The sequence below is a fragment of the Allobosea sp. 05T422_2 genome, assembly GCF_056396265.1.
In genome coordinates, this window is the sequence record NZ_JBFTLD010000183.1 from 1 (window position 1) to 13,283 (window position 13,283).

The following is a 13,283-nucleotide window of genomic DNA, read 5'->3' on the forward strand; positions in this document are numbered from 1 at the left end:
AGTCCGGATCGATCACGACCTGGGTCATGCCGTAATGGTCGCGCAGATCGATGAAGAGCACACCGCCATGGTCGCGGATGCGGTGGCACCAGCCCGAAATGCGAACCTGATTGCCGATATCGCTCTCGCGAAGGGCGCCGCAGGTGTGGGAGCGATAGCGATGCAAGGTCACGGGACTCGTCTCTCGGAAATGCGAAGGAGCCGGCGCAAGGCCAGCTGAAACCTTCGGCGTAAGCACACGCAGGCGCGCGGATTGTCAAGAATGGCAGCGATAATCGTGATGCGCGAAGCCGGCATTCCAGCTGTTCGCCGCAAGGAGGCGGCAGAGGCCGTCGCACCATGGTGTGAAGGTTTCAATACGTAGACAAGGCAGATGACCTTGTCCGGGCCCCGAAGGACAGGCCCGTTCTTCTGAAGGTCATGCGGCGCCGGCGAGCAGAAGCATGAAACGCGGACTCGACGGACAACCCGTTCCTCCGCTAAGCCGCTAATCATGAGCCTCATCACCACCACACAGGATCTGGCCGAGGCGTGCGCGCGGCTGGCCCAGCATCCCTTCGTCACGGTCGACACCGAATTCCTGCGGGAGACGACCTATTATCCGAAGCTCTGCCTGATCCAGCTCGCCTCGCCCGACGAKGCGGTGCTTGTCGATCCGCTCGCCCCCGAAATCGACCTCGCGCCCTTCCTGGCGCTGATGGCCGACCAGAACGTCGTCAAGGTGTTCCACGCCGCACGGCAGGACCTCGAGATCATCTGGATCATCGGCAAGATGCTCCCGACCCCGCTATTCGACACGCAGGTCGCCGCAATGGTCTGCGGCTATGGCGACTCCGTCGGTTACGAGCAGCTCGCCAACGACCTCGCCAAGGCGCGGATCGACAAATCCTCGCGCTTCACCGACTGGTCGCGCCGACCGTTGACCGAGGCGCAGCTGACCTATGCCGAGTCCGATGTCACCTATCTGCGTGACATCTATCTCGCCCTATCGGCCGATCTCGCCGCCAGCGGCCGTGAGGGCTGGGTTGCCGAGGAAATGGCGATCCTGAATTCGCCAGGCACCTATGAGGTCAGGCCCGAGAACGCCTGGCAGCGCCTGAAGGGCCGGATTCGCAAGCCCAAGGAAGTCGCGCTGCTGATGGAGATCGCCGCCTGGCGGGAGCGGGAGGCGCAAAGCCGCGACGTGCCGCGCCAGCGGGTGCTGAAGGACGATGCGCTGATGGATATCGTTCAGCGCGGTCCGCGCTCGGTCGAGGCGCTGGCGGAGCTTCGCTCCGTGCCGAACGGCTTCGAGCGCTCGCGGGCCGGCGGCGAGGTGCTCGCGGCGATCGAGCGCGGCCTGGCGCTCGATCCCAGGACCCTGCCCCGTCTCGAACGCGAGCGCGGACGCCCGACCAATGGCGCCGTACTCGACCTGCTCAAGGTGTTGCTGAAGGCGACCGCCGATGCCGAACGCGTCGCCCCCAAGATCCTGGCCTCGACCGACGATCTCGAGGCCATCGCCTCGGACGACCTGGCCGATGTACCGGCCCTGCAGGGTTGGCGCCGCGAAGTCTTCGGCAACAAGGCGCTGGCGCTGAAGAACGGGCAGCTGAGCCTGAAGATCTCCCGCGGGCGCGTGACCGTCGCCTGAGCGGCCGATGATCTAACCTTCTGCGCTTGCAGCAGCCTTCCCGAAAGCCGTCCGCGTTTCGGGCCTATGCCTTGCGTCAGAGACGCCCTGTCTCGTCGTCACGAGCGAAGCAATCCCCTCAGGCAGAGGCCGGGATTGCTTCGCCGCCGCGCCCCTCCCATGACAGACGAGGCTAAGGCCAGCGTCGCGTGCTGATGCTCACGCCGCCTTCTTTCGCTCGGCGATGCGCGCCAGATCGGTCAGCAACCGGCGCGTGCCCTTGAGCCGCTGCTCCGCCGTCTCGAAGTCGTCGATGAAGACGACGCGCATGTCGGGACGGACCTTGGCCAGCGTTCCCTGCTTCGCGACATAGCCGACCAGCCCCTCGGGATTGGCGAACTCGTTGTCGCGGAAAGCAACGATGATGCCCTTCGGTCCGGCCTCGACCTTCTCGACATTGGCCCGGCGGCAGAGCGCCTTGATCGCCACGATCTCCAGAAGTTGCTGCACTTCTTCCGGCAGCGGCCCGAAACGGTCGACCAGCTCRGCRCCGAAGGATTGGAKCTCGSCATCSTCGTCSAKSGTCGAGAGSCGCTTGTAGAGSGTCAGSCKSAGCGTSAGGTCRGYGACATAGTGCTCGGGGATCATCACCGGCGCGCCGATCTGGATACTTGGCGACCATTGGCTTTCGGCAACGATGTCGATGCCGGCCTTGAGCTGCGCCACCGCCTCCTCGAGCATCTGCTGGTAGAGTTCGTAGCCGACCTCCTTGATGTGCCCGGATTGCTCGTCGCCGAGCAGGTTGCCGGCGCCACGGATGTCGAGATCGTGGCTGGCGAGCTGGAACCCCGCACCCAACGTGTCGAGCGATTGCAGAACCTTCAGCCGGCGCTCGGCCTGCTCGGTCAGCTTGCGATTGGCCGGCATGGTGAAGAGCGCGTAGGCGCGGATCTTCGAGCGGCCGACGCGCCCGCGCAGCTGATAGAGCTGGGCGAGGCCGAACATGTCGGCGCGATGCACGATCAGGGTGTTAGCCGTCGGGATATCGAGCCCGGACTCGACGATCGTGGTCGAGAGCAGAACGTCGTACTGGCCCTCGTAGAAGGCCGTCATCACGTCCTCGAGCTGGCCCGCCGCCATCTGGCCATGGGCAATGCCGACCTTGGCCTCGGGTACCTGCTTGTCGAGGAAGTCCTTGACCTCGGCGATGTCCTCGATGCGCGGCACGACATAGAAGCTGCGGCCACCACGATAGCGCTCGCGCAGCAACGCCTCGCGCACGATCAGCGGATCGAACGGCGTGACGAAAGTCCGCACGGCCAACCGGTCGACCGGCGGAGTCGCAATGATCGAGAGCTCGCGCACACCCGTCATGGCGAGTTGGAGCGTACGCGGTATCGGCGTGGCCGACAGCGTCAGCATATGCACCTCGGCGCGGAACTCCTTCAGCCGCTCCTTGTGGTTGACGCCAAAATGCTGCTCCTCGTCGACGATGACGAGGCCGAGATCCTTGAACTCGACGCCCTTGCCGAGCAGGGCATGGGTACCGACGACGATGTCCATGGTGCCGTCGGCGATGCCCTGCTTGACCGCCTTGAGATCCTGAGCCGAGACGAAGCGCGAGGCCTGGCCGACCTTCACCGGCAACCCCGCAAAGCGCTCGGCGAAATTCCGGTAATGCTGGCGGGCGAGCAATGTCGTCGGCACCACGACCGCGACCTGCTTGCCGGCCAGCGCCGTCGTGAAGGCGGCACGCAGCGCCACCTCGGTCTTGCCGAAGCCGACATCGCCGCAGACCAGGCGGTCCATCGGCCGACCGGCCGCGAGATCGTCCAGTACCGCATCGATCGTGTTCTGCTGGTCTTCCGTTTCCTCGAACGGGAAGCGAGCCCGGAATTCATCATAGAGCCCGTCCGGCGGAACGAGGCGCGGCGCCTCCTTCAGCGCGCGGGCGGCAGCGATCTGGATCAGCTTGCCCGCCATCTCGCGGATGCGCTGCTTCAGCTTGGCCTTGCGCGCCTGCCAGCCACCGCCGCCAAGCCGGTCAAGAGGAACCTCGGTGTCCTCCGAGCCATAGCGCGAGAGCAGCTCGATATTCTCGACCGGCAGGAACAGCTTGGCATCGCCCGCATAGTGGATTTCGAGACAATCATGCGGCGCTCCGGCCGCCGTGATGCTCTGCAATCCAATGAAGCGGCCAATGCCGTGATCGACATGGACGACAAGGTCGCCGGGCGCGAGCGATGACAGCTCGGCGATGAAATCCTGCGGCCGGCGCGTCTTGCGGCGCGGGCGCACGAGGCGGTCGCCCAGGATGTCCTGCTCGCCGATGACCGCAAGCTTGCMGGCCTCGAAGCCGGTCTCGAAGCCCCAGACCGCGAGTGCCGTGATGCCGGGCTTCAGATCGAAGGCCGCGCGCAGGGACCCCGTGGTCTGTACGGTCTTGAGGCCATGATCGGCCAGCACATGGGCCAGGCGTTCGCGGGAGCCCTCCGACCATGCCGCAAGGATGACGCGCCGGCCATCGGCCTGCAGCGCTTTCACATGGGCGACCGCCGCATCGAAGACGCTGCCGGCATTGTCGGCGCGCTCGGCCGCAAAGCTTCGACCCTGGCGGGCGCCGAGATCGACGATCAGCTTGCCGTCGCTATCGGGCAGCTGGAACGGCGTCAGCGACGCGACGCCCGCATTGTCGATCACGCCGCGCCATTCGGCCGGGGACAGGTAGAGCGCATCGGGTGGCAACGGCTTGTAGGGCGTCCCTCCCGTGCCGCCCTGGTCGAGGGCGGCCTTGCGCGCATCGTAGTAGTCCTTGATCAGGCTGATGCGCTCGCCGACCGCATCCTCGGCCTGCGCGTCGAGAACCAGCGGCACATCCGGCAGATAGGTGAAGAGCGTGTCGAGCCGGTCGGCCAGCAAGGGCAGCCAATGCTCGAGCCCCGCAGGCCGCCGGCCTTCGCTGACCGCCTCGTAGAGCATGTCGTCACGGCCGGGCGTGCCGAAGCTCGTGATATAGGACTGGCGAAAGCGCTTGATGCTCTCGCTCGTCATCTGCGCCTCGGACATCGGCACGAGATCGAGTCCGCGCAACTGGCCCGTGGTGCGCTGCGTCTCGGGGTCGAAGGTCCGGATCGATTCCAACGCGTCGCCGAAGAAGTCGAGGCGGATCGGCGCAGGCATGCCGGGCGGAAAGAGATCGACGATGCCACCGCGCACCGCGAACTCGCCGGTCTCGCGCACCGTCGAGGTCCGCAGGTAGCCGTTCATGTCGAGCCAGCGTGCGAGTTGCTCTGTGTCGACCATGTTGCCTGGCGCAGCCGAAAAGCTCTCCGAGGCCACCTTGCTGAAGGCCGGCACGCGCTGCAGCGCGGCGTTGACCGTCGTCAGCAGCAGACGCGGCTTGTCGCCTGACTTGGTCTTGGCCAGTCGCGACAACGTCGTCATGCGATGGGCCACGATGGCAGGAGCCGGCGAGACGCGGTCATAGGGCTGGCAGTCCCAGGCCGGGAAGCTCATCACCTCCAGATCGGGCGCCACGAACTGGAGCGCATTTTCCAGAACCTGCAGCCGCTGCCCGTCACGCGCGACGAAGACGAGCATTGCCGCGCCTTCCACCTTCTTCGCCCGGGTCCGGACGAGATCGGCAAGGACGACGGCGTCGAACCCGTCCGGCACGCTGGCGAGCGTCGGCTTGTCGCCCCGCTTCAGCGCGTCGAGGATGCGGTCGATCTGCAGCTTGGCGAGCTGGGCGGGGGGCGGAATGCTCATATCGGATTGTCGCTGAGTGCTCAGACGTGAATCGGCTTGCTGTGGTTGTGGAACGCCTTCAGCCGTCGGAACACGGCCGTATCGTAGTTCACCGGCACCTCGGCCTCTCCTGTGATCCAGGACAGCAGGTCTCGGTCGAGAACCTCGATCAGTTGCTCGAACTCGTCGAGTTCGGCATCGCTCAACGTGCCGATCTCGGCGTCGGCGAAGCGGCCCATGATCAGGTCCGTCTCCCGCATGCCGCGATGCCAGGCACGGAACAGGATCTTGCGGCGGCGCGGATCGAGATCGGCACTGGTGCGGGAAGAGCCACTCATCGTAAGCCTCGCATGAAATGCAAATGGCGGAACGGGCCGGCCCCGTCGCGGAACCTGCCGATGCAGGCTATATAGCGATGGCGTCGGGGCGAGTCAGTGGCCGAACCGCCGCGTTTCCCGCAATTCCGGTTCCCACCCGAGGCAGATGCGTCCTTCCCTGCTTGATCCGCTCTTTGCTCCCGCGACGATATTGCCCGGCGTCGGCCCCAAGCTCGGCAAGCTTCTGGACAAGCTGCTCGGCGACGGGACGCAGCCAGCGCGGGTCGTCGACCTGCTCTTCCACCTTCCCACGGGCGCGATCGATCGTCGCCCCAGCGCCAGCATCGCCGACGCTCCGGTCGGCGATGTCGCGACCTTTTCGGCCCGTGTCACCGAGCATCGCCCGGCCCCGCCCGGCAAGGCCAAAGCTCCCTATCGCGTCATCGTCGAGGACGAGACCGGGGACGTGACCCTGGTCTTCTTCCATGCCGATGTCCGCCATCTCCAGCAGACGTTGCCGGTCGGCGAGTTCCGCATCATCTCGGGCAAGCTCGAGCTCTGGGACGGTATGCGCCAAATGGTCCACCCCGACCGCATCATGGATGCCCGGGCCTTCGCCAGCCTGCCGTCGATCGAGCCGGTCTACGGCCTGACCGAAGGCATCGGGCCCCGCGTCATGACACGCATCGTGGCAGCAGCGGCGGAAAAATGTCCGGAGCTCGCCGAATGGCAGGACCGCAGCTTTCTGCAGAAGGCCGGCTTCGCCTCCTTCGCCGAGGCCATCCGTGCCCTACACCACCCGCCGGACCTGCGCGCCGTCGAGGGTGACACGATCGCACGCAGGCGCGTTGCCTATGACGAATTGCTGGCGAGCCAGATCGCGCTTGCCCTGGTGCGCCGGCAGCAGAAGAAGGCAGCCGGGCGCGTCACCGCCGGTGACGGCCGCAGGCTCAAGGCGATCGAAGCAGCCCTGCCCTTTTCGCTCACCGATGGCCAGCGCCAGGCCGTGGCCGATATCCATTCGGACATGGAGAAGCCCGAGCGCATGMTGCGTCTGCTGCAGGGCGATGTCGGCTCGGGAAAGACCGTTGTCGCCCTGATGGCGATGGTCGCAGCCGCCGAAGCCGGCCGGCAATCGGTGTTGATGGCGCCAACCGAAATCCTGGCGCGCCAGCATGCCGAACGGCTGGCGCCGCTGGCAGAAACGGCCGGGCTCAAGCTCGCCCTGCTGACCGGCCGCGAGAAAGGCGCCGGCCGACGCCAGGTGCTCGAGCGGTTGGCGAGCGGCGAGATCGCCATCGTGGTCGGCACCCATGCGCTGTTCCAGGAAGGCGTCGTCTTCCACGATCTCGCGCTGGCGGTGGTCGACGAACAGCACCGTTTCGGCGTCCATCAGCGCCTGATGCTGGGCTCGAAGGGCGAGGCCGTCGACGTGCTGGTCATGACGGCAACGCCGATCCCGCGCACCTTGGCGCTGACCTGGTTCGGAGACATGGATGTCTCGGTGCTCGCCGAGAAGCCGGCCGGCCGCAAACCGATCTCGACACGCGCGATCTCGCTCGAACGCTATGACGAGGTCGTTGGCGCAGTCGGCCGCGCGGTGGAGGCCGGCGCGCAGGTCTATTGGGTCTGCCCGCTCGTTCAGGAATCGGACACGCTCGATGTCGCCGCCGCGCAGGAGCGCTTCGAGGAACTGGGGGGGCACTTCGGCGCCAGGGTCGGGCTGCTGCATGGCCAGATGCCCGGGCGCGACAAGGACGCTGCGATGGCGGCCTTCGTTGCCGGCGAGACGCGCATCCTGGTGTCGACCACCGTCATCGAGGTCGGGGTCGACGTGCCCAATGCCAGCGTCATGGTGATCGAGCATGCCGAGCGCTTTGGCTTGGCCCAGCTCCACCAGCTACGCGGGCGGATCGGGCGCGGCTCGGCCGCATCGACCTGCCTCCTGCTCTATAAGGGGCCGTTGGGTCCGGTCGCGGAGGCGCGATTGACCATCATGCGCGAGACCGAGGACGGCTTTCGGATTGCCGAGGAAGATCTGCGCCTGCGTGGCGAAGGCGAGGTGCTCGGCACGCGCCAGTCCGGATCCCCCGACTGGCGCGTTGCCCGCCCCGAAATCGATGGCGATCTGCTGACCGCCGCTCGCGATGATGCGCGGCTCCTGATCGAGCGCGACCCGCACCTCGCCGGCGAACGCGGCGAAGCCGTCAGGACGCTGCTCTATTTGTTCGAGAGGGACGTCGCGATCAAGCTCTTGCGCGCCGGCTAGATCGTCGGACCGGATATCGTATCCAGTCAGACGATCTAGCCATCTGTGATTGCATCGGCTTTCCCGAAAACCGCAATCCACTTTTCGGGCCGATGCTTTAGCGCTGGAGATCCTGCGGGAGATCAATCCCGATCAAGCGGCCGTAGCGCGGGATCGGCATCGTCCGGGTGTGCCTTCGTGAGAACCACAATGGACCCAATCAGCAAAGCCGTGTGGTGCGTCGAGAGCCGCTTCGCCTCCGGGATCTCGCTCGACCAGATCGCCTCGGTCAGCGGCGTCTCGCGCTTCCATCTCTGCCGCGCCTTCGGCAACGCGACCGGCCGCTCGGTGATGCGTTATGTGCGCGAACGCCGGCTGACCGAAGCCGCCCGGAGACTGGCGAATGGCGCGCCGGACATCCTCTCCGTCGCGCTGGACTGGGGGTACGGCTCTCACGAGGCCTTCACCCGCGCCTTTCGCGAGCAATTCGGCCTCACGCCCGAAGAACTGCGCGAGCGGCGCGACCTCTCGGCGCTCAAGCTCGTGGAGCCCATCGTCATGGACGCAAGCCCAACCGTTATCCTGGAAGAACCCCGCTCACTGACCGGCAAGAGCATGCTCGTTGCCGGGTTCGGCAGCCGCTACACCTATGAGACCACTGCCGGCATTCCCTCGCTCTGGCAGAAGCTCACCCCGCATTTCGGCCATGTCCCGGGCCAGATCGGGGGCATCGGCTACGGGGTCTGCTACAACGCCGACGACGAGGGCAGCTTCGACTATCTCGCTGGCGTCGAGGTGAAATCCTTTTCCKACCTGCCACCCGAATTCGACCGCATCCGCATTCCCGAGCAGAACTATGTCGTGTTCCTGCATCACGGCCATATCTCGGGCATCAAGGGCACATTCGACGCAATCTGGCGCGACTGGCTGCCGAAGAAKGGCTGGAAAGCCTCGGAAGGGCCGAGCTTCGAGCGCTATGACGAGCGCTTCGATCCGCAAAGCGGTACCGGAACCGTCGAAATCTGGGTTCCGTTGAAGGCCTGACGACCTCCCGGACCAAAAAGGACGGCAAGTCCGCAGATCAGTTCTGGGACTTGCCGTTGCCTGGTGGCGCCTTCGAGCCATTCTCCCCCGGCTGGATCAGCCCGGCGGACATGATGAGCTTGGCGCCGTCCTCCACCGAGATTGAAAGCTCCACCACCTCGCGACGCGGCAGGTAGAAGAAGAAACCCGTGGTCGGGTTCGGCGTGCAGGGCAGGAAGACGCCGATCTGTTCGCTGCCATCCGGCAGCCGTGAGCTGATCTCGGGCGCCGCCTCCTGAGAGATGAAAACGATGGACCACATGCCCGGCTGCGGGAACTGCACCATGCCGACCTTGCGGAACGATGTGCCCGATTGCGAGAAGATCGTCTCGAAAACCTGCTTCACGCCCTTGTAGAGGCCGCGGATCACCGGCATCCGGTGCAGGATCGCCTCCCCGGCATCGAGCAGGGTACGCCCGACGAGGTTGGCCGTCAGGAAACCGAGCAGCGTCAGGCCGATCAATCCGATCACCAGCCCGAAGCCGGGGATCGGATAAGGCAGATAGGTCTCGGGCAGATAATTGTTGGGGATCAGCGGCTTCACCACCCCGTCGATCAGGTTGATGAACCACCAGGTCACCGAAGCGGTGATCGCCAGCGGCCCCGCGATCACGAGCCCGGTCAGGAAATAGCGGCGTAGCCGCGTGCCCGCAGTCGGCCGCAGCAAATCCGGCTGAAGCATGTGGCTGGGATCAGGAGGGCCGTCTGACGTCATGGCGGTCCGGGAATCCGATCTCCACAGGGCGTGCTTGCCTCGGCGGCGCTGCATCGCGATATGAGCAGGATAGCCGAGCCGGTGCTGCTGACCAGCCCCGTCTCACGTGCCGACGCGAATGCGGATGGATTTCGTGACCGAAACACCCCGGCAACTCCGCCGCTGGTACAGGCCGCTGATGTTCGCCGCTGGTTGGGTGTTCACCGGAATCGGGGTTATCGGCCTCGTGCTGCCGCTGATGCCGGGAACAGTCTTCCTGATTCTCGCGGCCTGGTGCTTTTCGCGGTCTTCGCCTCGCTTCGAGGCCTGGCTGCTTGGCCATCCCAGGCTGGGTCCGCACGTCCGTCGCTGGCGCGCAACCGGCGCAATCGACCGTCGGGCGAAATGGATCGCCTGCGGCTCCATGCTGTTCAGCTTCGGACTGGTGGCGCTGAGCGACGCTCCGCCCGTCGCGCTCTGGGCCAGCGGCGTCAGCCTGCTCGCCGCCGGAAGCTATGTCGCGAGCCGGCCGGAGCCGACCCGCCAGGATTGATCACTCGACCGAGGATTGATCACTCGACAGTGACGGATTTTGCCAGGTTGCGCGGCTGGTCGACGTCCTTGCCCATGAAGACGGCCGTTTGATAGGCGATCATCTGGATCGGGACTGCATAGACGATCGGTGCGAATAGCGGGTCCATATCCGGCATCACGATCGTCACCTCGGGCTCGATGCCGCATTCGGCAGCGCCCTTGGCGTCGGTGATCAGGATGATCCGGCCGCCACGTGCCGCGACCTCCTGCATGTTGGAGGCGGTCTTCTCGAACAGCGTATCATGCGGTGCGATGACGATGACCGGCATGTCCTCGTCGATCAGTGCGATAGGACCATGCTTCAGCTCACCTGCCGGATAACCTTCGGCGTGTATATAGCTGATTTCCTTGAGCTTCAGAGCGCCTTCGAGCGCCATCGGGAAGCTCGTGCCCCGGCCGAGATAGAGCACGTCGCGCGCCTTCGACAGCTTTCGGGCGAGCTTCTCGATCTCGGGTTCCAGCGTCAATGCCTGCGCCATCAATCCCGGCAGCGCTATCAGCTCGCGGACATATCGGGCCTCTTCCGCCTCCGAAAGCGTGCCGCGGGCGCGAGCCGCCGCAAGGGCCAAGCTCGCGAGCGCGGTTAACTGGCAGGTAAAGGCCTTGGTCGAAGCTACGCCGATCTCCGGCCCGGCCAGGGTCGGCGCCACGACATCGCTCTCTCGCGCGATTGTCGAGGTCGGCACGTTCACGACGGCAAGGACGTGCTGCCCTTCCTGACGGGCGTAGCGCAGGCAGGCAAGCGTATCGGCGGTTTCACCCGATTGCGAAACGAAGAGCGCGAGACCGTCCTTGGGCAGCGGCGCCTCGCGATAGCGGAACTCGGAGGCGACATCGATCTCGACGGGCAACCGCGCCAGCTTCTCGAACCAGTACTTCGCCGTCAGTCCCGCATAATAGGCGGTTCCGCAGGCCGAGATGGACAGCCGCGACAGCGCCTTCCAGTCAAAGGGGGCATCGAAGGGCAGGCGCACGGTTCCCGCAGCCATGTCCAGATACTTCGTCAGCGTATGGCCGACGACCTCCGGCTGCTCGTGGATCTCCTTGGCCATGAAATGATGGTAGTTGCCCTTCTCGACCAGGAAGGTGCCGGCGGCGACCCGCTGCGCGCGACGCTCCACCTGCGCGCCCGTGATGTCGTAGAAGGTCGCGCCTTTGCGATGGAGCACGACCCAATCGCCTTCTTCCAGATAGGCGATGAGATTGGTGAAAGGGGCCAACGCCAACGCGTCAGAGCCGAGATACATCTCGCCATCGCCGACGCCGACCGCGAGCGGCGAGCCCTTGCGAGCGCCGATCAACAGGTCTTCCTCGCCCTGGAACAGGAATGCGAGGGCAAAGGCACCGCGCAGGCGTGGCAGGCTGGCTGCAACCGCCGCAACCGGATTCTTGCCCCGCTCCATCTCGCTGGTGACGAGATGGGCGACGATCTCGGTATCGGTCTCGGTCTCGAAGACGCGGCCCGCAGCTTCGAGCTCGGCGCGCAGCTCGCGGAAGTTCTCGATGATGCCGTTATGCACGACCGCGAGCTTCTCGGTCGCATGCGGGTGAGCATTGGTCTCGTTTGGCTTGCCATGCGTCGCCCAGCGCGTATGGCCGATGCCGATCATCCCATCGAGCGGCTCGTTCGACAGGCGGATCTCGAGGTTCCTGAGCTTGCCCTCGGCACGGCGGCGCGTGAGCAGACCCTTCTCCAGCGTCGCGACGCCGGCGGAATCATAACCCCGATACTCGAGCCGCCGCAGCGCCTCGACCACCTGAATGGCTACGGCTTCCTTGCCCAGGATCCCCACAATGCCACACATGCCCGACCTCTTTGAGTGTTGCCGTTGCCGGCCCGTGTAGCTGCGAACGCCAAAAACACCCAATCACGTTGAATGTCAGACTGTGAACAGGCGTTTCGGCGTCGATTCAATCCGTATTCTTGGCCGCGCTCAGCTTCCTGACCTTTGCCCTATCTCGGAACACCTTCGCCCAACCGTCCCGCCCGACTTGCCTGCCGCGAGCGATCGCCAGCCCGTCAGGCGGAACATCGGAGGTGATGACCGAACCGGAGCCGACATAAGCCCCATCGCCGATCGTCACCGGGGCAACCAGCGACGAGTTCGAACCGACAAAGGCGCCGGCACCGATCGTCGTCTTGTATTTGAAGAATCCGTCATAATTACAGGTGATCGTACCGGCACCGATATTGGCCTCGGCGCCGACGCTCGCATCCCMGATATAGGTGAGATGGCTGACCTTGGCTCCTTCCCCGATATCCGCCGCCTTGATCTCCACGAAGTTCCCGACCTTGGCCTTGCGCGCCAGCTTCGCGCCGGGGCGCAGCCGGCCATAAGGCCCGACACTCGCCTGCGGGCCAACCTCGGCGCCCTCCAGATGCGAGAAGGCATGAATCACCGCGCCATCGGCAACGCTGACGCCGGGGCCAAAAACGACATTGGGTTCGATCAGGACATCGCTGCCGATTGTCGTGTCGTAGCTGAAGAACACGGTCTCGGGCGCAATCAGCGTCGCACCCTCCTTCATTACCGCCAGCCGCTTGCGGCGCTGGAACTCTGCTTCCGCAGCAGCGAGTTGGGCGCGGTCATTGACGCCCTGCACTTCGCTTTCGGGGGCGCTCAGCGCGACCACCTTCAAGTCTTTGGCGCGAGCGAGCGCCGGGGCGTCGGTCAAATAGAATTCGTTCTGGGCGTTCGAGCTGCCGATTGAATCGAGAATGGCAAGTGCGTGCCGACCGTCCAAGGCCATCAGCCCGGCATTGCAGAACCGGATCGTCCGCTCGGCCGCGCTCGCATCCTTGTGCTCGACGATCGCTTCCAGCACGCCGTCGCGCATCACAAACCGCCCGTAGCCAGTCGGGTCGGCAGCCTCGAATCCCAGCGCCACAACCGGCGCACCATCGGCGAGCCCAGCCCGCAGCGACAGGAAGGTCTCGGGCCGAACCAGCGGCGTATCCGCGAAGGCGACGAGGATATCGTCATAGCC

The 13,283-nt window shown here is 65.3% G+C and carries 10 protein-coding genes; 4 read left to right on the plus strand and 6 right to left on the minus strand.

The window, feature by feature from the left end; all coding sequences use genetic code 11:
- The coding region (locus tag AC1DJT_RS25145) for an OB-fold nucleic acid binding domain-containing protein (protein WP_476835101.1) at positions 1 to 166 on the minus strand (166 nt) is incomplete at its 3' end.
- Between the two features lie 327 nt (positions 167 to 493).
- On the opposite strand from AC1DJT_RS25145, the gene rnd reads away from it, so the two are divergent.
- Positions 494 to 1,633, plus strand: a complete 1,140-nt coding sequence (rnd, locus tag AC1DJT_RS25150; protein ID WP_476835096.1) for a ribonuclease D — start codon at positions 494 to 496, stop codon at positions 1,631 to 1,633.
- A gap of 198 nt (positions 1,634 to 1,831) precedes the next feature.
- Here rnd and mfd read toward each other — a convergent pair whose 3' ends face one another.
- Complete coding sequence (gene mfd / locus AC1DJT_RS25155; protein ID WP_476835097.1) at positions 1,832 to 5,380, minus strand: transcription-repair coupling factor; 3,549 nt, start codon at positions 5,378 to 5,380, stop codon at positions 1,832 to 1,834.
- Between the two features lie 20 nt (positions 5,381 to 5,400).
- On the minus strand, positions 5,401 to 5,697 hold the full coding sequence (locus AC1DJT_RS25160) for an FAD assembly factor SdhE (RefSeq protein WP_441490006.1): 297 nt from the start codon (positions 5,695 to 5,697) through the stop codon (positions 5,401 to 5,403).
- A 145-nt stretch (positions 5,698 to 5,842) separates the two neighbouring features.
- On the opposite strand from AC1DJT_RS25160, the gene recG reads away from it, so the two are divergent.
- Complete coding sequence (recG, locus tag AC1DJT_RS25165) at positions 5,843 to 7,945, plus strand: ATP-dependent DNA helicase RecG (RefSeq protein ID WP_476835098.1); 2,103 nt, start codon at positions 5,843 to 5,845, stop codon at positions 7,943 to 7,945.
- Between the two features lie 189 nt (positions 7,946 to 8,134).
- Entirely contained in the window at positions 8,135 to 8,968 is an 834-nt protein-coding gene (locus tag AC1DJT_RS25170) for an AraC family transcriptional regulator (RefSeq protein ID WP_476835099.1), read from the plus strand.
- 37 nt (positions 8,969 to 9,005) lie between these two features.
- Here AC1DJT_RS25170 and AC1DJT_RS25175 read toward each other — a convergent pair whose 3' ends face one another.
- The gene (locus AC1DJT_RS25175; protein ID WP_441490003.1) at positions 9,006 to 9,689 is read right to left on the minus strand and encodes a DUF502 domain-containing protein; all 684 of its coding nucleotides are present in this window, start codon (positions 9,687 to 9,689) and stop codon (positions 9,006 to 9,008) included.
- A 166-nt stretch (positions 9,690 to 9,855) separates the two neighbouring features.
- On the opposite strand from AC1DJT_RS25175, the gene AC1DJT_RS25180 reads away from it, so the two are divergent.
- Positions 9,856 to 10,254, plus strand: coding sequence for a YbaN family protein (locus AC1DJT_RS25180; protein ID WP_476769117.1), 399 nt, complete (start codon positions 9,856 to 9,858; stop codon positions 10,252 to 10,254).
- Positions 10,255 to 10,273: 19 nt separating this feature from the next.
- Here the strand turns inward: AC1DJT_RS25180 and glmS are convergent, their stop codons facing one another.
- Both glmS and glmU read right to left on the minus strand, forming a co-directional pair.
- Positions 10,274 to 12,100, minus strand: a complete 1,827-nt coding sequence (gene glmS / locus AC1DJT_RS25185; RefSeq protein ID WP_476769116.1) for a glutamine--fructose-6-phosphate transaminase (isomerizing) — start codon at positions 12,098 to 12,100, stop codon at positions 10,274 to 10,276.
- A 106-nt stretch (positions 12,101 to 12,206) separates the two neighbouring features.
- Positions 12,207 to 13,283 (minus strand): bifunctional UDP-N-acetylglucosamine diphosphorylase/glucosamine-1-phosphate N-acetyltransferase GlmU (glmU, locus tag AC1DJT_RS25190; RefSeq protein ID WP_476835100.1); only part of this gene is annotated, 1,077 nt, incomplete at its 5' end.

Excerpts from the sequence above, each read along its gene's own strand:
- AC1DJT_RS25160 (WP_441490006.1), bottom strand. The coding sequence starts at position 5,697 with ATGAGTGGCTCTTCCCGCACCAGTGCCGATCTCGATCCGCGCCGCCGC.
- AC1DJT_RS25175 (WP_441490003.1), bottom strand. The coding sequence starts at position 9,689 with ATGCTTCAGCCGGATTTGCTGCGGCCGACTGCGGGCACGCGGCTACGC.
- glmS (WP_476769116.1), bottom strand. The coding sequence starts at position 12,100 with ATGTGTGGCATTGTGGGGATCCTGGGCAAGGAAGCCGTAGCCATTCAG.